Consider the following 24,477-nt stretch of genomic DNA (forward strand, 5'->3'; position numbering starts at 1 on the left):
GAATGAGTCCACTAAAAAAGCAATCAAGGAGCAGACAAATGATCAATCTGCACGACATACGCTATGTCCGCCTTGGCACTAAAAATCTCGGAGACGCACGCAGCTACGCAACCGAAATCCTCGGTCTGCAGGTTGCCCGGGAGGCCAATGGCGCGATTTACTTCCGGTCCGATGACCGGGACCACACACTGTGCTATTACGAAGGCGACCCCAACGAAACCACGACGGCATTCGAGGTGACTTCGTCCGACGAGCTGGAAAGCGCTGCCATTCTGCTGGAACAGAACAAATTCCAGGTCGTGCACGGCACGCGTGCGGATGCCGAAGTCCGCTACGTCGATGATCTGATCCGCTTTCAGGACCCCAGCGGCAACAATATCGAACTGGTGTTGCGCCCGCAAGCCAGCGGCCGGCGCTATTTTGCCAGCCGTGATGCCGGTATTACCGGCTTCAGCCATATCGGCCTGCGCACCATGGATGCGCGCCGCGATGAGCAATTCTGGACAGGCCTGGCCAGCGCCCGCGTCAGCGACCGCATCGGCGAAGCGCCGTTGCTGCGCATTGACGAAGTGCACCACAAGATCGCCCTGTTCCCGTCCAAGCACCCTGGCGTGCAGCACATCAATCACCAGGTCGAAAGCATCGACGACGTGATGCGCGCTTACTATTTCCTGCTGTCCCGCGGCGTCAAGATCCTCTTCGGCCCGGGCCGTCACCCGACTTCCGGCGCCGTCTTCCTGTATTTCGAAGGCCCGGACGGCATGACCTACGAGTATTCCACCGGGGTCAGCCATATCAGCCCGGAGCAGGAAGCCACCCACCAGCCGCGCCAGTTCCCCGGCATTCCTGAATCCTTCTGCATGTGGGGCGCCAAGCCGGACATCCCGGAGTTCCGTTCATGAGCCCGCTGCCCGCCGCAAGCGCGGCCCAGCAGCGCGACGTCCGCATGGCGGCGCGCGCCTTGTCGCGCGCCGGGCTGGCCCATGCCTATGGCCATTGCAGCCTGCGGCTGAACGCCGATTATTTCCTGGTCTGCGCAGCCAAGCCCATGGGGCTGATCCTGCCTGGCGATGAAGGCACCCTGGTGCCTGTGCGCGGCGAGCTGCCCGAAGGCGTGCTGGGCGAAGTCCGCATCCACCAGCAAATCTACCAGCGCCGTGACGATATCGGCGCCGTCATCCGTAGCATGCCGCCCCAGCTCATGGCGTTGTCCTGTGCTGGCCTGACGCCGCAGCCGCGGCACGGCATGGGCACCTATTTCCAGCCCGGCATTCCGCTCTGGGACGATGTGCAATTACTGCGCACCGATGAGCAGGCCAGTGCCCTGGGCGAACTGTTCGGCGCCGGCAAAGCGCTGGCCATGCGCGGCAATGGCGCCATCGTCGCAGGCGATTCGCTGGTCGAAGCGCTGACGCTGACCTGGTATCTGGAAGACGCCGCGCGCATTGAATTGACGCTGCGCAGCGCCGGCCTTGAACAGGGCCGTCCGGCCCTGGATGCCCAGACCTGCGCCCAGCGCGCCACCCGCAATGGCCGGATTTACGAACGCATGTGGGATTACCTCACGGTGGGCGACCCCGAAGCGGCCTGACGCCCGCCCCCGCCCTGCCCGGCCTGGTGAGATCACCTGGCCGGCCATCGCAATGGCCTGAATCCATAGATCAGCAACACAAAGGAATACAGTATGTCTGCCAAAGAATTCCGTCACTTCATCAATGGCGAGTGGGTCTCCAGCCCCCGCACTTTCGAAAACCGCAACCCGGCCGACAATAGCCTGGTCGGCATGATCCATGAAGCCGGCGAACAGGAAGTCGATGCTGCCGTGCGCGCTGCCCGCGCCGCGCTGCGCGGCCCCTGGGGCAAGATGACCGTCGCGCAACGCATGGAACTGTTGCACAAGGTCGCCGATGGCATCCAGCGCCGCCATGCCGAATTCCTGGCAGCCGAAGTGGCCGATACCGGCAAACCCGTCCATCTGGCCGGCCATCTGGACATTCCGCGCGGCGCGGCGAACTTCAAGGTCTTCGCTGACCTGATGAAGAACGTGCCGACTGAAAGCTTCATGATGGACACGCCTGACGGCGGCAAGGCCGTGAACTACGCGGTGCGCGCGCCGCGCGGCGTGATCGCCGTGGTCTGTCCCTGGAACCTGCCGCTGCTGCTGATGACCTGGAAGGTCGGCCCGGCGCTGGCCTGCGGCAATACGGTAGTCGTCAAACCTTCGGAAGAAACCCCTGCCACCGCGACGCTGCTGGGCGAAGTCATGAATGAAGCCGGTATTCCGCCGGGCGTCTATAACGTGGTGCATGGCTTCGGCGGCGACTCCGCCGGCGCCTTCCTGACCGCGCACCCGGACGTCGATGGCGTGACTTTCACGGGCGAAACCCGTACCGGCGAAATCATCACTAAGGCGGCTGCCAAGGGTATCCGCCCGGTCTCGCTGGAACTGGGCGGCAAGAACGCCGGTATCGTGTTCGCGGATGCCGACCTGGAAAAGACCATCAAGGGCCTGGGCCGCGCCGTGTTCGAGAACAGCGGCCAGGTTTGCCTGGGCACCGAGCGCATCTACGTTCAGCGCCCGCTGTTCGAACGCTTCGTTGCCGAATTCAAGGCCTACGCGGCCAGCATCCGCATTGGCGATCCGCAGAACCCGGATACCCAAATGGGCCCGGTGGTGTCCCTGGGGCACCGCGAAAAAATCCTGTCCTACTGCCGCCAGGCCGTTGCTGACGGCGCCACCGTGGTGCACGGCGGCAAGGTTCCCGAGATGCCCGCCCACCTGGCCGAAGGCGCCTGGTTCGAGCCGACCATCTGGACCGGCCTGCCGGAATCTTCCGCCGTCGTGCGTGAGGAAATCTTCGGGCCGTGCTGCCATATCGCCCCCTTCGATACGGAAGAAGAAGTAATCGAACTGGCCAATGACACGCCGTATGGCCTGGCAGCCAGCGTCTGGACCACCGACCTGCAAGTCGCGCACCGCATGGGCAGCGCGCTGGAAGTCGGCGTGTGCTGGATCAACTCCTGGTTCCTGCGCGACCTGCGCACGGCTTTCGGCGGCGCCAAGCAATCCGGCATCGGCCGCGAAGGCGGTGTGCATTCGCTGGAGTTCTACACCGAGCTGCGCAACGTCTGCGTGCGTCTGTGAGACCGGCATGCTGAACTCCCAACACATCCAGGCACTGGGCCAGGAACTGCACCTGGCGCTGAGTATGCGCCAGGCCGTGGCGCCGCTGACCGAATCGCATCCGGACATGACGCTGGCGCAGGCCTATGAAGTCCAGCAAGCTATGCTGGCGCCACGCCTGGCGGCCGGCGCCCGCATCATCGGCAAGAAAATAGGTGTCACCAGCAAGGTCGTCATGGATATGCTGAAAGTTGACCAGCCCGATTTCGGCATGCTGCTGTCCGACATGCTGTATGACGACGGCGCCAGCATCCCCGCCAGCAGCCTCATTGCACCCAAGGCCGAAGGCGAAATCGCCTTCGTGCTCAAGCATGCGCTGCGCGGCCCGGGCGTGACCGTGGCCGATGTGCTGCGCGCCACCGCTTATGTCATGCCCTGCTTCGAAATCGTCGATTCGCGCATCCGCGACTGGAAGATCAAGATCCAGGACACCGTGGCCGATAACGCCTCGGCCGGCGTGTTCGTGCTGGGCGACCGCGGCGCCGATCCGCGTGATGTGGATCTGGCCTGCGTCGGCATGACGCTGGAAAAGAACGGCGAGATCGTCGCCACCGGCGCCGGCGCTGCCGCGCTGGGCCATCCGGCCAATGCTGTGGCCTGGCTGGCCAATACCCTGGGACAACTGGGTATTGCCCTGGAACCGGGCGAAGTCATCTTGTCCGGCTCCCTGGCCGCCATGGTGCCGGTGCAGGCCGGCGACCATCTGCGCATCAGTCTGGGCGGCATAGGCGCTGCCTCCGTCCGTTTTGCTTGAAGGAATGCATCATGAAACTCTCCGCTGACACCATTACCCAACTGGCCGAACACCTGGAACAGGCCGAGCTGACGCGCACGGAAGTGACCAAGATCACCGAAGCCCATCCCGACATGGACTGGGACGATGCCTACGCGATCCAGAACGCCATCCGCCAGCGCAAGGAAGCCCGCGGCGTGCGTATCGCCGGTCTGAAAATGGGCCTGACGTCCTTTGCCAAAATGCGGCAAATGGGCGTGACCGAACCCATCCATGGCTTCCTGACCGACTACGGTTCCTGCCTGGAAGGGTCGGCCATTGATGTCGATACCCTGATCCACCCCAAGGTCGAAGCCGAAATCGCCTTTGTCCTGAAGCATCCGCTCAAGGGGCCGGGCTGTCATATCGGCGACGTGCTGGCCGCGACCGATTTCGTGTTGCCCGCCGTTGAAGTCATTGACTCGCGCTACAAGAATTTCAACTTCGATCTGAAGAGCGTGATCGCGGACAATACTTCCTCGGCGCGTTTCGTGACTGGCGGCCAGATGGCCGGCGTCGAAGGCCTGGATCTGAAATGCCTGGGCGTCGTGCTGGAAAAGAACGGCGAAGTGGTCGCCACCGGCGCTGGCGCCGCTGTACTGGGCCACCCGGCGCAAAGCGTTGCGATGCTGGCCAACATGCTGGGCGCGCAAGGCCGCGAAATTCCGGCAGGCACCTTCATCATGACTGGCGGCATCACCGAAGCCATTGCTGTGGCCGCGGGCGATTGCGTCACGGTGCGCTACCAGCATCTGGGCAGCGTTTCCATGCGTTTTGTTTCCGGCAGCAAACCTGCCTGACCCTGGACACCGCCGCCATGCCCATCGCCATGATCCACATTGCCGCCGGCCGCAGCGAAGAGGCCAAGCGCGCATTGCTGAGCAATGTCACCGAAGCCATCGCCCGCAGCCTGGATGCTCCCATCGCCAGCGTGCGCGTATTGCTGCAGGAAGTGCCGGAAACCCAATGGGCATCCGGCGGTGTCACGCTGGCTGAACGCCACCAGGCGAGCGGCTGACAGCCGCCCGCAAGCCCCCTTAACTTTGCCAGGACAGACTAGCGCCATCAAGAACAAAACCGATCTACCATCCGCCCCGCGCGTCCGGCCCCGGACTGTGCCGCGCCGGGCAGATGAACGTCCCGGCCTGGAATCCGGAGGCGTCGTTTGCCTGGCCCGGCCACTGCGTGAATGCAATGGCCGGGCTGGCATGTTTTCCCGGCCCGACCAACACCGGACACAAAATACCCCCACTGACTTAACACTATCCCGCAGCACGCAGTCCCTGAGCAGTATCTGAAAACCCATAAAAAACCCCTGCGCAATGACAGACAGGCGGTAAAAAAAGAACCGAGCAACGAGGAGACACCATGAGCCAGAACACCGCCAGAATTGGCGACATCATCGACAACGCGAGAATCTCGCCCTTTCAGATCATTATTCTTTCCCTGTGTTTCCTTATCGTCCTGGTGGATGGTTTCGATACCGCCGTCATCGGCTATATCGCGCCTTCTTTGCGTGAGGAATGGGGTCTTCAGGCCGCGCAGCTTTCCCCCGCCTTCGGCGCCGGGCTGATCGGCCTGATGGTCGGCAGCCTGATTTTCGGGCCAGTCGCCGACGCCATCGGCCGCAAACGCGTGCTGCTGGTTTCCGTTCTGATCTTCGGCCTGGGCACCCTGGCCACGGCTTATGCCCACTCCATCGAATCCCTGACCGTTCTGCGATTCCTGACCGGTATCGGCCTGGGCGGCGCCATGCCGACCTGCATTACGCTCAGTTCCGAGTATTCGCCCGCACGCCGCCGCATGATTATGGTGACCCTGAGCTGGAGCGGCTTTACTGCCGGCCTGGCGCTGGGCGGCCTGCTGGCTGGCCAGATCATTCCCGCCTACGGCTGGCGTGGTGTGCTGATGTTCGGCGGCGCCGTGCCGCTGCTGATGCTGCCGCTGCTGGCCTGGCTGATGCCTGAATCGGTGCGTTTCCTGGCGTCCAGCCCCAAGCATGCCGACGCCCTGCATAAAGTCGTGCAACGCATCACCGGCAAATCCTGGCAAGGCGTCACGATCCTGGACGATGAGCGCCCCGCGCAAAGCCGCTCCCCCGTCAGCAATCTGTTCGCGGAAGGCCGCACGCTCCAGACGCTGCTGCTGTGGGTGGCCTTCTTCTGCTCGCTGTTCGTGTTCTATCTGCTGACCAGCTGGCTGCCGACCATTCTGAAGGATGCGGGCTATGACATTGCCCATGCCTCGCGTATCGGCGCCATGGTGCCGCTGGGCGGCACGGTGGGCGCCATTCTGATGGCCCTGCTGATGGATCGCGTCGGCCCTTACCGCGTGCTGGCCCTGTCGTACCTGGGCGCTGCCGTCATCATCGCGCTGACTGGCTACATGATGGGCGATATTTATGAATTGGCTGCCGCCGTCTTCCTGATCGGTTTCGGTGTCGCCGGCGCGCAGAATGGCCTGAACCTGGTTTCCGCCACGATTTACCCCACGACGGCCCGCGTCACCGGTGTCAGCTACGCAATGGCCAGCGGCCGCTTCGGTTCCATCGTCGGCTCCATGCTGGGCGCCTGGATGATTGCCTCTGCCGGTTCATCGCAAGTGTTTTTCCACTGGCTCGCGCTGCCGGTGCTGATCGGTTCGGCTGCCATCTTCGTGCTGTACCGCATGAGCCTGGCCCGCCGCCGCAACCTGCCTGGCACGGTGCCTGCCGCTCACCACTCCTGATAGGCTGTCCGGGGCGGCATAGCGCTTGCCGCCCCTTGCGCTCTTCCTCCTGCTGTCCGCCGGCCTGGCCGGCGGTCCGCTTGCCAAGGCGTTTGCCAGACTCGCCCTTCCTCGCCCTTCCTCCCCCTGCTCTCCGCTCTGCTGGCTCCTGCCTTTCTGCCTGCGCGCCTTCCGGCCTTCCTTCCCGCCCGGCCTCCTCCTCTTTCCCCGCAATCACCAGGCCTGCCCGCACCGGCGGCTTTGCTGCGCCTTTCCGGCTTATTCCGGCGGTTTTCTTCTATATAACAACACGATACTAAGAAGCCCTAGGGAAAACCCTTGCATGAATTCAGGGTTTTCCCTATAATTCGTCTCAAGGGTTTTCCCTAGGTCATATAGAAGTCTGTCTTATCCAAGACCGCACTGTATGACACATCACAAACAATAAGGAGCCGCCACCATGACCAAGCAAACCAACACCGAACTGTATTCCGACATCCGCATGACCGACTCGCTGGAGCGTGCGCTGCTGCAACGCGCCATGCTGGATGAAATCGACGCTCAACGCGCCGAAGCCATGCGCGCCATGTTCCGCGCCATCGGCAATGGCGTGAACCGCACGTTCAAGGCTGTTTTCAACACCATCGTCGAAGCGCGCAAGCATCAAGCCCGCGCCGCATTGCGCAGCAGCATGGCCCGCTCGGCCAGCCTTCACGGCAAAGCAGCATAATTCCACGCGGCTCCCTGTAGTACCTGCCCGCAGCAGGCACATGCTGCGGCAGCGCGCTGCTTGCAATCGCGCTGTCTGACGCAGGCCCGTGCGGTAAGAAAAAAGCCCGGTTTCCTTCTGGAAACCGGGCTTTTTCATATTCAAGCGGCAAGCACTCAGGCCGGCACACCCCCCGCCTGGGCATGGCGCGCGCCATAACGCGCCGCCATACGGTTGGCCGCCATTTCCAGTGCCGAACACAGCAGGAAATACACAAAAGCCACGAACAGGTAGATTTCCAGCGGATAAATCATCGTGCGGTTACTGACTTGCGTGGCGACAAATGACAGCTCCGCTACTCCCACGACATAGGCCAGCGACGTATCCTTGATCAAGGCCACCCACTGATTAATGAAAGAAGGCGCCATGATGGGCAAGGCCTGGGGTAACACCACAAAACGCAAGGTTTCCCACACGCTCAGCCCAAGCGAACGCGACGCCTCCCACTGGCCTGCCGGCAGGCTGCGTATGCCGGCCGCCACGGAATGCGCCAGATACGCGCCGCCTATCAGCGACAGCGCCGCCACAACCGTCACCAGTTTGGGGATATCCACCTGGAACAGCATGGGCAGCAGGAAATACACCCAGAAAATCAGCATCAAAACGGGAATGGCCCGCAGAAAACCGATAAGCAGCGTTAACAGACCATGCAGCGGGCCGCGCCCCAATGCCAGCGCCATGCCCAGAAACAGGCCCAGAATACTGGCCGCCAGACCAGACAGCAGGCTAAGCAGCAGCGTCAGCGACAAGCCGCCCAGCGGGCCATAGGGATAGGCCCCCACCAGGAAATACAGCCAGTTGTTGGCAATGACACTGAAATCCATGCTTTATCCATTTCCCGCCGCGCCAGTACCGGCCGGGCGGCAGCTTCAATAACCTTGGGTGACACTCATGAGGCCGCGCCGCAGCCTTTCAGGGAACGGCAATGCGTTTTCTCATGGCACGGCGTCACGTTTTCAAACGATAACGATGCTGCATCCAGTAACCCACCGCTTCGATCACGGCAATAATCGCGATATACAACAGAGTGGCCACGCCAAAGGCCTGAAAGGTCTTGAACGTTTCGGTTTCTACCTGGCGTGACGCGTAAGACAATTCCGCCAGCCCTATGGCCATGGTCAGCGAGGAATTCTTGACTGCGTTCATGTATTGCCCCAGCAAGGGCGGCAAGGACACCCGGAATGCCTGCGGCAGCACAATCCGGCGCCAGATATCACGCCCCGGCAAGCCCAGCGCCCGCCCGGCTTCCCACTGCCCATGCGGCACCGCCTGGATGCCGGCGCGCAGTTCTTCAGCAATGAAAGCGGTGGTGTAGAGCGTCAGCCCCCACCAGCCGGCCAGAAACTCGAAGCTCGGCCATTGCACGCCAAAGATGCCGAATTCAAAACGATGCACGCTATTGAGCCAAAGCATCCAGGATTGCGGCAGCAATGCCGACACCCCGAAATACCAGAAAAATAGCTGCACCAGCAGCGGCGTATTACGAAAGAAGCTCAGTCCCAGCGATACCGGCAGCCGTACTGCGCGCCAGCGCGAATAACGTGCCAGGCACAACACGGCGCCCAGCACCGTGGCTGCAACACAGGCCATCAGGGACAGCAGCAGGGTGACCTTGAAGCCCTCAAAGAGCCAATCGAGATATTTGGGCGCGAGCCAGTCTGCAAACATGGGCGAGGAAAAATCAGGCGGCCCTGCCGCCTTGCATGGCGAGGGCCAGAAAACAAACCGTGTATGACATAAGCGCAAGATGCCTGCGTGCGATTGTACCGGCAGGCTGGCAGCAGCCCGCGGCACAATCACACGCAGGCCCGGACAGTCTGGATACCGTCCGGGCCTGCATCAGTGGCCGGGCAGACTCAGCCGCCAGGCACAGCGAATCGGTGCCGCATCAGCAATCAGGGCTGCTTGTCGCCGATACGATAGATGCGGGTCAGCGGGGTTTTGGTTTCCGGGCCGAACCAGGCATCATAGATTTCCTGGGCCTTGCCGCCTTGCTCAAGCTCCACCAGCGTCTCATCGACAAAAGCCTTCAGGCTGTCTTCACCCTTGGGAATGCCCACACCAATCAAATCGCTGGAGATCGCGAATGCCGGGATTTCCCAGGTTTCCTTGTCCGGCACATTGGCCAGCAGGCCGATCAGCTTGGGGCCGTCCTGCGTGATGGCCTGCACGTTGCCATTGCGCAGCGCGGTGAAGGCAAACGGCGTATCGTCATAGGCCACGATGGTGGCGCCGGGATACTTTTCGCGCAGCACGATTTCATTGACCGTGCCCTTATCCACGCCCACACGCAGCGAATTCAGCTGATCGGGCGAGGTCAACGTCCCCTTGCGGGCGATGAACTGGGTGCCGGAAGCAAAATACGGAATGCTGAAATCCACCTGTTTGGCGCGCTCTTCGGTGATGGTGAAGTTGGCCAGCACCAGATCCACCTTATTGGAAGTCAGCAGCGGCACGCGGTTGGCCGGGTTGGTCGGCACGATTTCCAGCTTGACGCCCAGCTTGTCAGCAAAAGCCTTGCCGAAATCCACATCCAGGCCAGAGATCTGGCGGCTCTTCTCATCCACAAAGCCAAACGGGGGGTTGCTGTCGAAAGCGGCGACTTTCAGGACGCCCGCCTTTTTGATGTCATCCAGGCGATCCGCATGCGCCAGACCGGCGACCAGGGCCAGGGACAGCGCAGCCACGGCTTTCAAAGTCTTTTTCATCTCAATCTGCTCCAAAGTTGCGCCATGCGCTCGCTGGGGAAAACCCGCAGGGCTTGGCATGGGTGTTATATAAACACGGCTTCTTAAAACCAGGATATACAGAATTTATTATTACTTATTCTTTATGGAAATAAAGAAACCCCAGCTGCGCGCAATGCCGCGCCAGGGCGAAAAAAAGCCGCAGCGGCAAGCGCGCTGCGGCGGGCAAATCAGACTCCGGCTCAAAGCTGTGCCGGGCTTCACACCCGGCTCAGCCTCAGCCCCGGATTCAGGGCACAGGCGTTGGCAAAGGCCGCCCTTCCAGATGCGCTTGCATATTGGCAAACACCAGATCGCTCATTGCCTTGCGCGTCTGCGTGGTCGCGCTGGCCGAATGCGGTGTCAGCACCACGTTAGGCAAGGCGCACAGCGCTTGCGGCACCTGCGGCTCATGCGCATAGACATCCAGCGCCGCGCCGCCCAAACGCCCTTGCTGCAAGGCAGAGATCAAGGCAGCCTCATCCACCACCGAGCCGCGCGCAATATTGATCAAGCGGCCACCCGGCCCCAGGGCGTCCAGCACTTCCGCGCTGATCAGCCCCTGCGTGCTCGCGCCGCCATAGGTGCACACCACCAGAAAATCAACGTCCCTGGCCAAGGCCAGCAAGGAAGGCTCGTAACGCCAGCTGACATCTGCCGCCTGGCGCCGCGCGGTGTAGCTCACCTCCATGGAGAAGGCTGCCGCCCGCTCCGCCACGGCACGGCCGATACGGCCCATGCCAACCACGCCCAATTTTTGCCGCGATACCTTGAAAGACCAGGGGAACGGACCTTCCTGCCAGCGCTGCGCGCGCACGAAGGCATCGGCCTCCACCACCCGGCGGGCCTGCGCCAGCAACAGCGCAAACGCCATATCGGCCACGTCATCCGTGAGCACATCCGGGGTATGGGTCACGGCAATACCGCGCGCCCGTGCCGCCGCGACATCCACGCCGTCATAGCCGACACCGAACACCACGATCAGCTCCAGCGCCGGCAACTGATCCAGCAAGGCAGCCCGAATCGTGGATTCACCATTGGCAACCAGAATGCGAATGCGGGATGCCGCCTCGCCCAGCGACCCCGGAGCCGCATCTTCGCTGGCCCGGTGTACCTGGAAGTGGCGGTTCATTTGCTCTTCCAGGAAATGCGGCACATAGGCGACCTGCAGCACATGGACCTGTTCCATCAATCTGTCTCCTCAATCATTCTTGCTTAATGCATGCTCAAGGCATCCTGAAACCGGCCTTGGCGGCGCAGCCCCAAGCTGCACTGCCAAGGCTCACCCAGGCACGCTGCCCAGGCGCGGTTCAGGCTTGCCCTGCCGCTTGACGCGCTGCCCGGCGTTTGCGCCAGGCGCTGAACCCCGGCGCCAGCACCGTCAGCGCGGCCAGGCTGAGCAGGCCCAGGGTAATGGGGCGCTCATACAGGAAATCGTAACTGCCTTCGGACAAGGCCAGGGCGCGGCGGAAATTGCTTTCCGCCATAGGGCCCAACACCAGGCCCAGCACCATGGGCGATACCGGGATGGAGGCCTTGATCATCAGATACCCCGCCACACCCGCGACCATCATGATGCCCACATCGAACAGGCTATTGCCGATGGCATAGGCGCCCGCCACCGCCAGCACCATAATCAGCGGCATCAGGACGGTTTTCGGGATCTGCACAATGCGGGCCACGAAGCGCATGGACATCAAGGCCACCACCAGCAGCATCACATAGCAGAACAGCAAACCGGCAAACAGGGTGTAAACCAGATCGCCATGCTCCTGGAACAAACGCGGGCCGGGCTGCATGCCTTGCAACGTCAGCGCGCCCAGCATGATGGCCGTCACGGCATCGCCCGGAATCCCGAGCGTCAGCATGGGCAGCATGGCGCCGCCCGTGCAGCCATTGGCACCGGCCTCGGCAGCAGCGACGCCTTCCACCGCCCCCTTGCCAAAGGTATCGGGCTGCTTGCTGAAACGGCGTGCTTCCCCATAGGCCACAAAGGCCGCGATATCCGCCCCGGCACCCGGAATGATGCCGATAGCCGTGCCCAAACCGCTGGAACGCAAAATCGTGCCCCAGACCTTGCGGCAATTCGCCCGGGTGGGCAGAATGCGCCCGATCATCGTTTTGACTTCATTGACCTTGCTGCTTTCCGACAGCATTTTGAATGCTTCGGCTGCCGCAAACAAACCAATCATGATCGGAATGAAAGGCACCGAATACAGTTCGGACATGCCCCCGGTAAACCGGGGCAGCCCCACCAGCGGATCCATACCGACTGTCGCCAGCAGCAAGCCGGCAAAACCCGCCAGCAAGCCCTTGAGCACCGAGCCGCCCGACACGCTGGAAATAATGCTCAGCCCGAACACCGCCAGCGCGAACGATTCGGCAGCACTGAACCGCAGCGCAAAATTAGCGAGCATGGGGGCCAGGAAAATCAGCACCAGCACGCTGATGATGCCGCCCGTCACGGAAGAAAACACCGCCACGCCCAGCGCCTGCCCGGCCTCGCCGCGGCGCGTCATGACATAGCCATCCAGCGCCGTGGCCGCCGCTGCCGGGGTACCAGGGATACGCAGCAAAATGGCAGTAATCGAACCGCCATAGACACCGCCAAAGAAAATCCCGGACAACAACAGCAGGCCGTGCAAAGGCTCCATGCCATAAGTAAAGGGCAGCATGATGGCCACGCCCATGGTGACCGACAGGCCCGGCAAGGCGCCAACCAGAATCCCCAGCGCCACGCCGGCAATGGCCAGCACCATGGCGTCCCACTGCATCACAAGGCTTTGCGCGCCTTGCAAAAGTGACATCAAATTATCCATTCTTCCTGACTCCGTGCGTCAATCGTCGCCAAGAAACCACTCGCCTGCGGGCAGCGGCACTTGCAACAGTTCGACGAATACGCCATAGACCACCAGGCCGATAAAAACGGCCAGCGCGATGGTAGAGAAACGCCACATGGCGCCCGGCCCCTTGAGCAGGGAGATCATCAGCCACAGATACAGCACTGTGGACAAGGCAAATCCGGCATACACAATGGCCGCGATATACAGGGCAGCCCCCAGAACACCCAGTAACAAACGCCCCAGATGCACCGGCGCATGTTCCGGGTCGGCGCTATCGGCCGCCTCTTGCAAAGCTTCGCTGACCACAGCTGAGGGGTCGGCCTTGGGTGCCGCCGGCTCACGCGCCCACAGGCTCTTGACGAGCAGCAGCAAGCCCAGCAGCGCCAGCACCAGGCCGTAAGCCATCGGGAACACGCTGGGCCCAATATCGGTATCGGTCAAGCTAGGAGGAAAGCCCCGCGCCACCACGGCAGCAGCAAGGCCGCCGACAATGGACAACAGGCCCGCCAGGGCGCTAGCTTTATTTTTTATCAACACGATGATTTTCCTGACAGGACTCAATTTTCCGCCGGCTGCCGCCACCAGGCTGAACAGCTGCTCGGGACATCATACCGGCGGCATGACGGCAAAAAGCGCCCGGCATATGCAACGGGCGCTTTTGGCCATCCGACAACGTTTAGCGACGCAGACCCAGTTCGTCGATCAAGGCCTTGAAAGTGGCCTCTTCCTGGACCAGGCTGGCCTGGAAGGCATCGGCATCATCAAACACACGCCCCAGGTCCAGACGCTCCAGCACTTCGATGAATGCCGGCTCTTCCGCCGCCTGACGGGCAGCCTCGCGCAGCTTGGCCACGACTTCAGGCGGCAAGCCCTTCGGGCCGACCAGGGCGCGCCAGGTGCCGATGGACAGATCAATGCCCTTTTCCTTCAGGGTGGGCACTTCTTCGAAGCCACGGGCACGCTCATCAGCCATCACGCCCAGCGTGCGCAAGGTGCCCGAGGAAACGTGGGTCGCGACTTCCGCCGGGCTGACCGTCACGGCTTCGATGTGGTCGCCCAGCAAGGCCGTCACGGCCGGCGCGGCGCCATCATAAGGCACGTGATTGAACTTGCTGTCCAGCTTCTGCTCATAGGCGATGGCCGCCAGGTGCCAGATCGAGCCGGTGCCCGCGTTACCGACACGCACCTTGCCCGGGTTCTGCTTGACGTACTCATTGAACTCTTCCAGCGTCTGCCACGGCGCATCCGCGCGCACGGTGACGGCAGCCGGGTCGGCGTTGATACGGGCGATGGGCGTGAAATCACTGGTTTTGAACGGCGCCAGGCCCAGGCTGGGCAAAATGGCCATTTCCACCACGACCATCCCCAGCTTGTAACCATTGGGGCGCGCCTTGGCGACGTCTGCCGTGCCGATGGCCGTGCCGCCACCCGGCTTGTTCACCACGCCCATGGCCTGGCCCAGATGCGGTTTAATGGCTTCTGCGAATGCGCGCGCCACCGCATCGGTGCCGCCGCCCGCAGCCGTCGGCACCACCAGTTCGATAGAACGGGTCGGATAATCCGCCGCTTGGGCGCTGCCTGCAAACATCACTGCCGCGACCATCGCGCCAGCCCATCGAATCATGCCTTGTTTCATGTTTCCTCCAGTCGAGAGCACTCTATTTTCCGGTCTGCGCCGCCGGGTGCTCCGCAGCCATTAGAGATATAAAAATATCATCATACAATTAACTTGGGGCTAAGGTCCGGCAGACTTCTCCGAATTTACCCGCCCCCCCTCCGACCGATGCTGCGTCGGTACTATTGACGCGGCGCCTGCCCATCCGGCAAGCGCCTGCGCGCATCCACCAGCATGCCAAGCATGGCCTTGTGCGCCGCCACTTCATCTTGCCGGGCAATGGCCGCGCATACCTGGCCATGTTCCGGCAACGACAGATTGAAACTGGAAGCGTGTTTGGCATTGAGCACCAGCACACCTTCCAGCACCATTTCAATCAGGGATACCAGGGTATTGAGCATGGCATTGCCGCCGGCAGTCAGCACTGCCCGGTGAAATGCCAGATCCGCTTCCACCCAGGCGTGCTGATCCTTGGCGCCTTCCATCAATGCATACGCATGCTCGATACGCCGCAACTGCTCCGGGGTACGCTTGCGCGCTGCCAGCGCCGCCACACCTGGCTCCAGCACTTCCCTCACTTCCGCCAACTGCCGCAGGAATTCCAGGCTGAGGCCGGCGGCTGCCCGCCAGGCCAGGATATCCGGGTCCAGCAGGTTCCAGGTTTCCAGGGGCCGCACACGCATGCCCAGCCGCGGCTTGACGTCCAGCAGGCCTTTGGCGACCAGCACTTTGGTCGCCTCCCGCAAAGCCGTCCGGCTGACACTCAATTCCAGGGCCAGCTCTTCCTCACTGGGCAAAGCCGTGCCCGGCGCATAACGGCCTGCCGCAATGCGCCGCCCCAGCTCATGCACCACCTGCCCATGCAGGCTACGACCCGAATAAGTTGCCAAGCCCTACCACTCCGCTACGCTACCGTCCCGATGACGCCACACAGGATTACGCCAGCGATGGCCAATTTTGGCGCGCTCCGCGACATAATCCTCGTTCACTTCAATTCCCAGACCCGGGCCCTGCGGAATCCGTACATAGCCGTCCTCGTAAGCGAACGCTTCGGGGTTGCTGACATAGTCCAGCAAATCATTGCTGGCGTTGTAATGGATACCCAGGCTCTGTTCCTGAATGAACGCATTGTATGACACTGCATCTATCTGCAAGCAGGCGGCCAATGCGATCGGGCCCAGCGGGCAATGCAGGGCCAGCCCGACATCATAGGCTTCCGCCATGGCCGCGATCTTGCGGCACTCCGTAATCCCGCCAGCGTGCGAGGCATCCGGCTGCACAATATCAACATAACCCTGGCTCAGGATATGCTTGAAATCCCAGCGTGAATACAGACGCTCGCCCAGCGCAATCGGCGCGCTGGCATGCGGCGCCAGTTCCTTCAGGGCCTCGTAGTGCTCCGACAGCACAGGCTCCTCAATGAACATCAGGTTATAGGGCGCCAGTTCGCGCATCAGCACTTTCGCCATCGGTTTGTGCACGCGGCCATGGAAATCCACGCCTATGCCGATGTTCGGGCCGACAGCATCACGCACAGCCGCCACATTGGCCAGCGCGGCCGTGACTTTATCGAAACTGTCGATGTACTGCATTTCCTCGGTGCCGTTCATCTTCACGGCCTGGAAACCCCGCGCCACCGCTTCTTGCGCCGCGCGCGCCGTATCGGCAGGCCGGTCGCCGCCAATCCACGAATACACCTTGATGCTATGGCGCACCGGACCGCCCAGCAGGTCGGCCACAGGCACGCCCAGCGCCTTGCCCTTGATATCCCAAAGCGCCTGGTCGATCCCGGCCAGCGCGCTCATGTGCAGGCCGCCGCCACGGTAAAAACCGCCACGGTAAAGCACGTTCCAGTGGTCCTCGATCGTGCGCGGGTCACGGCCTATCAGGTAGTCGGCCATTTCCTCAACGACAGCCGCGACGCTGGCCGCCTTGCCTTCCAGCACAGGCTCGCCCCAGCCCACGATGCCGGTATCGGTTTCAATCTTCAGGAATAGCCAGCGCGGCGGCACCATATAGGTGGTCAAACGGGTAATCTTCATCGTGCATCCTGCCGTCAGGCGCCCCACCGGGCACGCCTCAAAAGGAATGGGCCGCTTGCGTCAATGGGGCAAGCGGCCCGGAAAGAAATCGCGTGCCTCAGGCGGGCTGGCGCAAGGCACGCCAGGCCGTCATGAATGCTTCCGCATTCCGGCCTACCGTCGCCGCATCGTCACCCGTCCGGTACAGCGCCGACCCCAAGCCGAAGCCCGACGCGCCGGCTTCCAGGTATGCCTGCATGCTTTGCGGCTTGATGCCGCCTACCGGCAGCAAAGGCACAGACTTGGGCACCACGGCGCGCCAAGCCTTGATGACCACTGGCGGCATGGCTTCGGCCGGGAAGGCTTTCAGGCCATCGGCACCCGCGTCCAGCGCCGCGAAGGCTTCCGTCGGCGTCGCCACGCCCGGCGTCACAACCATCCCCGCAGCATGCGCGGCACGCACGACAGCCAGATCGGCATGCGGCATCACGACCAAGCGGCCGCCCACCTCATACACTTCCTGCACAGCCGCCGGGCTCATCACCGTCCCGGCGCCAATAATCACGTCCTGCGGCAAAGCGGCCAGCAGGCGGCGGATGCTTTCCAGCGGTTCCGGCGAATTCAACGGCACCTCGATCAGGCGAAAACCGGCGGCATACAAGGCCTCGCCAATGGCGACCACCTCATCGGGACGCACGCCGCGCAAAATGGCAACCATGCCGGTTGCGGACAAGGTTTGCTTGAACTGGGCTGATAATTCGTGATTCATGGCTATTTCTGATTCCTGTTAACCCGGCGAGCCGACCCGGTCAGCTTGCCGCCTGAAGACAAGGGCAGGCCCCGGCATCCGGACCCGCCGTTTTTTTCTGCCTGGCTGCGTCAAGCCGCCACCCGCGGCCGCGCCGCCTTAATCCGCTTGTTCCGCCTGGGCGCTGATCAGCGCCCAGAGGCCACGCACCGTGGCATCCTCATCCACCGAAATGGCATCCAGATCGTTGACGATCATGGCCTGGCGGTAGCGCTGGCACAGATGTTCGCGCCCAACCACGGCCACCCGCGCCGTCCGCCACTCTTCGGGCAGACCGGCCAGCAGGCCGCGGATCTCATGCCCGATCAGCAAGCCGGAGAGATAATCAATTTGTTCCGCCCCAGACAGCACATTGGTCAGGCCCAGGGTACGGCTGCTGAAAATTGTCGAAAGCAAACCGCGGTCACCATGCTGGGAGGCCGCATTGCGGATGCCGCGGTCAAACGCCTGGCGGGCGGCAGGATCGCTGGCTTCCAGGCCTTGCTCGGCCATGGAGCGGCCCAGCACGCTGTGACGCGACAGCAGCGCAAAGACCTCGCCTGTCATGAACGTATCGAAATGAACGATCACGCCGTCTTCGACCCGCACCCATTTGCTATGCGTGCCCGGCAACCCGATCAGCCAGCGTCCGCTGGTTCCCAGACCGGCATGCTCCAGATGCGACAACACGCCGGCTATCTGCGTTTCCTCGCCACGCATGACATTAGGCAGCTCGCCATGCTCAATCAGGCCCGGCGCAATATGGACTTGCACGCCATTGCCCGCATCAACACTGACCATGGCGCCAGCCAGGCCATCCGTGGTCGCAGGCAAGGGGATATAGGCCGCTTCGCGCCAACCCTGGGCGCTGCCGACCATGCCACAGGCCACGACATGGCGCGAGGTATTGGGCTGCGCCAGCCAATCGCCCGCTATCTGCCAGAACGCCTGGGCAAAACGCGCCGAACGGCTGGCGGCATCATCACCGCTGCCGGGCAGGCCCATGATGCCCCAATCGTTGCCCCGGACATCCAGGATGACACCCGACGCCGACAACAAATAGGCACGCAAAGAACTCGTGCCCCAATCCAGGGCCACAAACTGGGTAACGCCATCGCTGACAGCGCGGCAAAAAGAGGAAATCTGACTCTTCACGGGATACGCATCCTTGTAATCGAATTATCATAATACAAATCAGCGACGCGCTGCATCCGGGAATCACATGGTGTTTCCCCTCAGCGCCCCCTAGTTGTCATGGCACGCGCCCAACGCCCCCTTGCCGCGCCGGACTCCTTTTGGCCTGGCGGCAGGCCCGCAGGCGCCCCCCCCCTGGCCAGCACGGCAAACCGGCGGCTAGATAACGGCCCTGCGCCTTGCCCGGCCAGCGCGGACACTCAGCTTGGAGCCAGAGCACGGCCAGCGCCCGCTTCCGGGACAATTCTGTAATGCGGCTGCGGCGCTTCAATAGCCGCGCTCAAAATGCAGCTCCCCCCGCAGCGGTTCGCCGCGTTCCCAGCGTTTCAAATTGTCCAGAAACAAAGGCGTCAGCAATACCGGCAAAGTCGGTGCCGCACTGTGGCCCGTCAGCCACAATCGGGGGGCACGCCAAAAGGGATGGGCCGCTGGCAAAGGCTCTGTGCGGCACACATCAATCGCCGCCGCCCCCAAATGCCCGCTTTCCAGGGCATGCACCAAATCCATATCCTGTACGGCGGTGCCCCGGCCCGCGTTAATGAACAAGCCGCCAGCCGGCATCGCCGCGAAAAAACGGGCATCGAACACGTCCTGCGTTTCAGGGGTTTCGGGCAGCACATTGATGACCACCTCGGCCCAGGCTGCCGCTTCCAGCAGATCAGCCTGCGCATAGATGTGATCAAAACCCGCCACTGGCCTGGCCTGGCGCGCTACGCCGCGCACGCAGACGCCAAAGGGCGCCAGAAAACTGGCGACTTCCTGGCCGATCACGCCTGCCCCGGCGATCACGATACGCAGCCCCCTCAGGCTGCCCGGCTCCGGGCCTTCCCACACTTCCTGGCGTTGCGCCCCAGCCCAGATAAACACATGGCGGCGCCAGGCCAGCAGATACGTCAGCACATACTCGGCCATGAGCTGCCCGAATACATCTACCGCCCGGCTGGCACGTTGCGGACGCGGCAGCCCCGGCGCAAACAGCGGCTCCACCCCTGCTGAGGTGGTTTGCAGCCATGCGGGCACCGTCACGCCGCGAGCCAGCGCGCGCGCCGCATAGCTGGCGCTGGCCAGCCATACCGGCGACTCCGCCGCCGCCTGGGCCAGGCCGCTATCCTCCGGCGAGGCAAAGCCAGAGATCCGGGCCTGCGGCAAAGCGCCTGCAATCAGCTCCGCGTAATGGTCGGCACGTTTATCAACAATCAGAATAGCGTTCATGAGTCATCCTCTGTTCAGTCCTGTCCCATCATCCGTGGCAAAACAGGGAATGGCAATCATGGCCCAGGCCATGCCGCCCGCGCGAAACAAAACCCGGCGCCGCCCCGGCAACACGGCGCGGCCCGGCCGTAGAACGCCTGGACGTTCTCAATCCTTCTTTTGCAGCAAAGCCTTCAGCATGTCCAGGCGGGCGCGCGGCGACAAGGCCGCATCCTCATCCGGCAAGCCCATGCCTGGCGCCTCCAGCCCCATCTCCTCGATGAACCGCGACGGTTCGCGCACCAGGTCTTCCCGCGCCCGGCGGCGCTTGCGGCACCAGCTGATGGATAAGGTGCGCTGCGCCCGCGTGATGCCGACATACATCAGCCGGCGCTCCTCTTCGATACGCGCCGCCAGCGACTCCGCCGCCTGGGACGGGTCACCATCCTCATCATCACGTCCCCAGTGCGGCAACAGGCCTTCTTCCACGCCCGCCATATAGACATGCGGATACTCCAGCCCTTTGGACGCATGCAGCGTGGAAAGTTTCACGGCATCGGGCTCTTCCTCGTCTTCCTGGCGATCCAGCATGGTAATCAGCGCCACACGCTGCACCAGCTCATGCAGGCTCAGCCCATCTTCGTCGGCTTTGCGCTTGAGCCAATCCACCAGTTCCAGCACATTCATCCAGCGCGTCTGGGCCGGGCGCTCGTCCCAGGTATCGAACAAATAGCGCTCATACTGAATGGCGCCCAGCAATTCATCCAGCAATTCGGATGCCGGCGCGGCGGGCATGCCTGTCGCATCATCCCGCACCGAACGGCGGCGCAAACGATCCAGGAATTCACCGAAAACTTTCAATGGCTCATACTGGCGCGCCGCCAGTTTGGCCGCCACACCGGTTTCCGTGACGGCCCGCGCCAGCGCGATCCCCCGCGCGGCGGCATGCTCCCCCAGCACCTGCAAGGTCGCCTGCCCGATCCCGCGCTTGGGCGTGGTCGCCGCGCGGATAAAAGCCGGATCATCTTCCTCATTGGCCAGAATGCGCAGGTAGGCCAGGATGTCGCGCACCTCTGCCTTGTCGAAAAAACTCTGCCCGCCAGAAATCGTATAAGGAATGCGCAGATTGCGCAGCGCCTGTTCCAGAATGCGCGACTGATGGTTGCTGCGGTAAAGAATCGCGAAATCACGCCAGGCGGCCTGCCGCTCGAAGCGCGCAGCCGAAATTTTCATGGCGATGGATTCCGCCTCGACCGCCTCATCGCCATAAGCCGTGACAGTAATCGGCTCGCCCTCGCCCAGCTCCGACCACAACTTCTTTTCAAACAATTTGGGATTACGTTCGATGACCTGGTTGGCCGCGTGCAGAATGCGCCGCACCGAACGGTAATTCTGTTCCAGCTTGATGACCTTCATCCCCGGGTAATCCGTGGTCAGGCGCGCCAGATTTTCCAGCGTCGCCCCGCGCCAGGCATAAATGGCCTGGTCGTCATCCCCGACCGCCGTAAAACGCGCCCGCTCCCCTGTCAGCCAGCGCACCAGGCGGTACTGGCATTCATTGGTATCCTGGTATTCATCAACCAGCAGGTAACGCACCCGCGCCTGCCAGCGCCGCCGCACCTCTTCATTATGTTCGAATAGCAAGGCAGGGATGCGGATCAGGTCATCGAAATCCACAGACTGATAGGCGCGCAAGGTCGCGTCATAACTGCGATAGACATGGGCAGCCTCGGCATTATCGGGCGTGCTTGCCACCGCCGCGGCGCCATCCGGGTCCAGCAAGGCATTTTTCCACAACGAAATCGTCGATTGCACGGAACGCAGACGCCCTTTGTCCGTGGTATCCAGCAGCTCCTGGATAATCGCCATCGCATCATCCGCATCCAGAATGGAGAATTGCGGCTTCAGACCCGCATGGCGGGCTTCCTCGCGCAGAATCTTCATGCCCAGCGAATGAAAGGTGCTGACGGTCAAGCCGCGGGCCAGCCGCTTATCCACCAGCCCCGCCACACGTTCTGCCATCTCACGGGACGCCTTATTGGTGAACGTGAGGGCGACCACATGCTTAGCGGCATATTCGCAATCCCGCAGCAGATAGGCGATCTTCTGGGTGATAACACGGGTCTTGCCCGAGCCGGCGCCGGCAATCACCAGACAGGGTCCATCCAGGTACAGCACGGCCTCGCGCTGCGCCGGGTTCATTCCGGCCACGGCCTCGTTCGACATCTTGGCTTCCATTACGAAAAAAACGCCGCCGCCGCGCCCGTCCATACAGGACAGACACCTCGCCTGCGGCGCAGGCTAGCAGAATAGCACTGCCGCCCGCGACTTAGATATCGAGCGGATCAACTTCCAGCTGCCAGCGCAAACGCCCCAGCCCCTGCAGCCTGGGCACCCAGTCGCGCAGGAAAAACTGCAATGACGGGCGGTGCGCGCTTTCGAGCAACAGCTGCGCCCGTTCCATATGCGCCACTTTCACCACACGCAAAGGCACCGGGTCATACAAGGTCACGCTATTGGGCGCCATGCCGCAATCCGCCATCACCTGCCCGGCCAGATCACGCGCCTGGCTCAGGAAATCCAGCGCCTGCGCCAGCTCGCGTGCCTCCGTGGCGAGCAAGGCCTGGTGCAGGAACGGCGGCAATCCGGCCGCCTCCCGTTCTTCCAGAGAATAACGGGCAAAACCTTCATAATCGTGACGCAGAACCGCCTGATAAATCTCCTGGTCCGGGTAGCCTGTCTGTATCAGGACTTCCCCTGGCCGCTCATGCCGCCCGGCGCGGCCCGATACCTGCATCAATTGCGCGAACAGCCGCTCCGGCGCCCGGAAATCCTGGGAATACAGCATGGCATCGGCATTGAGCACCCCAACCAGCGTCAGGCGCGGGAAATCATGGCCCTTGGCCACCATCTGCGTGCCAATGAGGATATCCACCTCCCCGGCGCGCACGCTATCGAACATTCTTTCCGCACTGCCCTTGAGCCGCGTGCTATCGGCGTCAATACGCAAAATACGCGCCTCGGGGAAACGCCCGGCCAGCGCTTCCTCCACCCGCTGGGTGCCACGCCCCATGGCGCGCAGATCCTGGTCGCCGCACTCGGGGCAAGCCCTAGGCACCGGCGCCTGGTAACCGCAATGGTGGCACTGCAGATAATTGCCGCCGCGCATGCGCCGGTGCAGCACCGTATGCACCGAGCAGCGCGGGCACTGGCTGACCCAGGAGCAGGCGTCACAATGCAGTACGGGCGCATAACCGCGCCGGTTCAGAAACACCAGGGACTGCTCCCCGCGCGCCAGCCGTTCTTCTATTGCCGTCAACAAATGTGGCGACAAGCCTTCTTCCATCGCCAGCCGGCGCGTATCCACCAGCCTTATGGCAGGCAAGGCACTGGCCCGCGCGCGCGCGGGCAGGCTCAAACGCTGATAATTGCCCCGCTGCGCATGCAGCCAGGTTTCCAGCGCAGGCGTCGCCGACCCCAGCACCACCGGAATATTCAGCGCATGGGCGCGCCAGACGGCCAGATCCCTTGCCGAATAACGCAAGCCGTCCTGCTGTTTGTAAGACGTATCATGCTCTTCATCGACAACAATCAGGCCCAGTTGCTGCATGGGCGCAAACACGGCCATGCGAGTCCCCAGCATCACCCGTGCCGTGCCATTCACCGCTTTCACCCAGGCATCCAGCCGCTCGCCATCGGCCAGGCCGCTATGCATGACTGCCACTGCCTCCGGCCCCACCAGCGGCGCCAGGCGGGCACGCAAAGCATGCTCGAACTGCGGCGTCAGATTGATTTCCGGCACCAGCATCAGCACCTGGCGCCCGGCACGCAACACCTCTGATGCCGCATGCAAATAGACTTCCGTCTTGCCGCTGCCCGTCACGCCGTGCAGCAGAAAAGCCTTGAAACCCTGCTGCGCCGCGATGGTATCCACCGCCAGACGCTGGGCATCATTCAGCAGTGGCGCCTGAGCGCCCGGCAAGCCTGCGCCGTTGTCTGCGCTATTGCCATCGTCCTTGGCCTTGGCGGCACGCTGACGGCGGCGCGCCAAACGCGCCACCGGCCCGCCACCGGCCCGGCTGCCCTGATACGCCGCCGGACGCCGCAGCGGCCCAGGCAAGGCGGGCAAGGCCACTTCCCCTAAGGGCCGCTGGTAATAATCCGCGGCAAAACGCGCCAGCGCGAACCAATCCGCCGCCAATGGCGGCAAATCATCCAGCACCTGTTCGATGGCCCGTACCTGGGCCGGGTCGTAAGCGGGCTCGGCCGGGTTATCCACTACCAGACCGACCAGCTGCCGCTTGCCGAATGGCACGATGACGCGCAAGCCCGGCGCCAGAGGCTGGTCATGACGGTAATCGAACGGCCCGGGCAAAGGAACATCCAGCACCACGCGCACCCAGCACGGAGGTGTCACGTTTGTTTCTGCACTGCTGTCCGGACTTGTGTCCATGCTCACCCAACTTAAAGCCATTTCTGGATAACTGCGTTAAGCCCCATGGCTGACATGGGTTTCAGCCCTTGCCACCCTGTGGATAACTTTGGGGAAAAGCCGGGCCACCTTTCATGAAAAGCACTCACAAATACGAGCCCGACCCATCACCAAAGCACAGAAATGAAAAATATATCTTATAAATCAATAAGATATAAAATTAACGCAAAAAATAAG

22 protein-coding genes are annotated in these 24,477 nt (G+C 62.5%); 8 read left to right on the forward strand and 14 right to left on the reverse strand.

Features of this window, described 5'->3' with window-relative positions; all coding sequences use genetic code 11:
* Positions 1–38 precede the first annotated feature (38 nt).
* The 8 genes from ACTJGZ_RS00260 to ACTJGZ_RS00295 all read left to right on the forward strand — a co-directional run bounded on the left by ACTJGZ_RS00260 (position 39) and on the right by ACTJGZ_RS00295 (position 7,392).
* Positions 39–902 carry a VOC family protein gene (locus tag ACTJGZ_RS00260; protein ID WP_441660954.1) on the forward strand — a complete coding sequence of 288 codons (864 nt, stop codon included), beginning with the start codon at positions 39–41 and terminating at the stop codon, positions 900–902.
* Positions 899–1,591 carry a class II aldolase/adducin family protein gene (locus tag ACTJGZ_RS00265; protein WP_441660955.1) on the forward strand — a complete coding sequence of 231 codons (693 nt, stop codon included), beginning with the start codon at positions 899–901 and terminating at the stop codon, positions 1,589–1,591. The genes ACTJGZ_RS00260 and ACTJGZ_RS00265 overlap by 4 nt, the downstream gene beginning before the upstream one ends.
* A 93-nt stretch (positions 1,592–1,684) precedes the next feature.
* Entirely contained in the window at positions 1,685–3,145 is a 1,461-nt protein-coding gene (locus ACTJGZ_RS00270) for a 2-hydroxymuconic semialdehyde dehydrogenase (protein ID WP_441660956.1), read from the forward strand.
* Positions 3,146–3,152: 7 nt separating this feature from the next.
* A complete protein-coding gene (dmpE, locus tag ACTJGZ_RS00275; protein WP_441660957.1) occupies positions 3,153–3,938 on the forward strand; it encodes a 2-oxopent-4-enoate hydratase in 786 nt (261 codons plus the stop codon).
* Positions 3,939–3,949: 11 nt separating this feature from the next.
* Entirely contained in the window at positions 3,950–4,756 is an 807-nt protein-coding gene (gene dmpH, locus ACTJGZ_RS00280) for a 2-oxo-3-hexenedioate decarboxylase (RefSeq protein ID WP_441660958.1), read from the forward strand.
* Positions 4,757–4,773: 17 nt separating this feature from the next.
* Positions 4,774–4,974, forward strand: coding sequence for a 2-hydroxymuconate tautomerase family protein (locus ACTJGZ_RS00285; RefSeq protein WP_441660959.1), 201 nt, complete (start codon positions 4,774–4,776; stop codon positions 4,972–4,974).
* A gap of 350 nt (positions 4,975–5,324) precedes the next feature.
* Positions 5,325–6,683, forward strand: a complete 1,359-nt coding sequence (locus ACTJGZ_RS00290; RefSeq protein WP_441660960.1) for an MFS transporter — start codon at positions 5,325–5,327, stop codon at positions 6,681–6,683.
* A gap of 439 nt (positions 6,684–7,122) precedes the next feature.
* Positions 7,123–7,392, forward strand: coding sequence for a hypothetical protein (locus tag ACTJGZ_RS00295; RefSeq protein ID WP_441660961.1), 270 nt, complete (start codon positions 7,123–7,125; stop codon positions 7,390–7,392).
* 155 nt (positions 7,393–7,547) lie between these two features.
* Here the strand turns inward: ACTJGZ_RS00295 and ACTJGZ_RS00300 are convergent, their stop codons facing one another.
* The 14 genes from ACTJGZ_RS00300 to ACTJGZ_RS00365 form a co-directional block, all read right to left on the reverse strand.
* Positions 7,548–8,255, reverse strand: coding sequence for an amino acid ABC transporter permease (locus tag ACTJGZ_RS00300; RefSeq protein ID WP_441660962.1), 708 nt, complete (start codon positions 8,253–8,255; stop codon positions 7,548–7,550).
* Between the two features lie 124 nt (positions 8,256–8,379).
* The gene (locus ACTJGZ_RS00305) at positions 8,380–9,099 is read right to left on the reverse strand and encodes an amino acid ABC transporter permease (protein ID WP_441660963.1); all 720 of its coding nucleotides are present in this window, start codon (positions 9,097–9,099) and stop codon (positions 8,380–8,382) included.
* A 227-nt stretch (positions 9,100–9,326) separates the two neighbouring features.
* A complete protein-coding gene (locus ACTJGZ_RS00310; RefSeq protein ID WP_441660964.1) occupies positions 9,327–10,139 on the reverse strand; it encodes an ABC transporter substrate-binding protein in 813 nt (270 codons plus the stop codon).
* Positions 10,140–10,407: 268 nt separating this feature from the next.
* Entirely contained in the window at positions 10,408–11,346 is a 939-nt protein-coding gene (locus ACTJGZ_RS00315; RefSeq protein ID WP_441660965.1) for a 2-hydroxyacid dehydrogenase, read from the reverse strand.
* 121 nt (positions 11,347–11,467) lie between these two features.
* The gene (locus tag ACTJGZ_RS00320) at positions 11,468–12,964 is read right to left on the reverse strand and encodes a tripartite tricarboxylate transporter permease (protein ID WP_441660966.1); all 1,497 of its coding nucleotides are present in this window, start codon (positions 12,962–12,964) and stop codon (positions 11,468–11,470) included.
* A gap of 30 nt (positions 12,965–12,994) precedes the next feature.
* On the reverse strand, positions 12,995–13,537 hold the full coding sequence (locus ACTJGZ_RS00325) for a tripartite tricarboxylate transporter TctB family protein (protein ID WP_441660967.1): 543 nt from the start codon (positions 13,535–13,537) through the stop codon (positions 12,995–12,997).
* A 139-nt stretch (positions 13,538–13,676) separates the two neighbouring features.
* Positions 13,677–14,624, reverse strand: a complete 948-nt coding sequence (locus tag ACTJGZ_RS00330) for a Bug family tripartite tricarboxylate transporter substrate binding protein (RefSeq protein WP_441660968.1) — start codon at positions 14,622–14,624, stop codon at positions 13,677–13,679.
* 173 nt (positions 14,625–14,797) lie between these two features.
* Complete coding sequence (locus tag ACTJGZ_RS00335) at positions 14,798–15,505, reverse strand: FadR/GntR family transcriptional regulator (protein ID WP_441660969.1); 708 nt, start codon at positions 15,503–15,505, stop codon at positions 14,798–14,800.
* A gap of 3 nt (positions 15,506–15,508) precedes the next feature.
* Complete coding sequence (dgoD, locus tag ACTJGZ_RS00340; RefSeq protein WP_441660970.1) at positions 15,509–16,657, reverse strand: galactonate dehydratase; 1,149 nt, start codon at positions 16,655–16,657, stop codon at positions 15,509–15,511.
* A 97-nt stretch (positions 16,658–16,754) separates the two neighbouring features.
* Positions 16,755–17,405: a 2-dehydro-3-deoxy-6-phosphogalactonate aldolase gene (locus ACTJGZ_RS00345; RefSeq protein WP_441660971.1), complete on the reverse strand. Its 651-nt coding sequence runs from the start codon at positions 17,403–17,405 to the stop codon at positions 16,755–16,757.
* Positions 17,406–17,543: 138 nt separating this feature from the next.
* Complete coding sequence (locus ACTJGZ_RS00350) at positions 17,544–18,578, reverse strand: 2-dehydro-3-deoxygalactonokinase (RefSeq protein ID WP_441660972.1); 1,035 nt, start codon at positions 18,576–18,578, stop codon at positions 17,544–17,546.
* Positions 18,579–18,884: 306 nt separating this feature from the next.
* Positions 18,885–19,829 carry a D-2-hydroxyacid dehydrogenase gene (locus tag ACTJGZ_RS00355; protein WP_441660973.1) on the reverse strand — a complete coding sequence of 315 codons (945 nt, stop codon included), beginning with the start codon at positions 19,827–19,829 and terminating at the stop codon, positions 18,885–18,887.
* A 147-nt stretch (positions 19,830–19,976) separates the two neighbouring features.
* Positions 19,977–22,034, reverse strand: a complete 2,058-nt coding sequence (locus ACTJGZ_RS00360; protein ID WP_441660974.1) for a UvrD-helicase domain-containing protein — start codon at positions 22,032–22,034, stop codon at positions 19,977–19,979.
* A gap of 103 nt (positions 22,035–22,137) precedes the next feature.
* The gene (locus ACTJGZ_RS00365; protein ID WP_441660975.1) at positions 22,138–24,261 is read right to left on the reverse strand and encodes a primosomal protein N'; all 2,124 of its coding nucleotides are present in this window, start codon (positions 24,259–24,261) and stop codon (positions 22,138–22,140) included.
* Between the last annotated feature and the right edge of the window lie 216 nt (positions 24,262–24,477).

Source organism: Kerstersia sp., assembly GCF_052103615.1.
GTDB lineage: Bacteria > Pseudomonadota > Gammaproteobacteria > Burkholderiales > Burkholderiaceae_B > Kerstersia.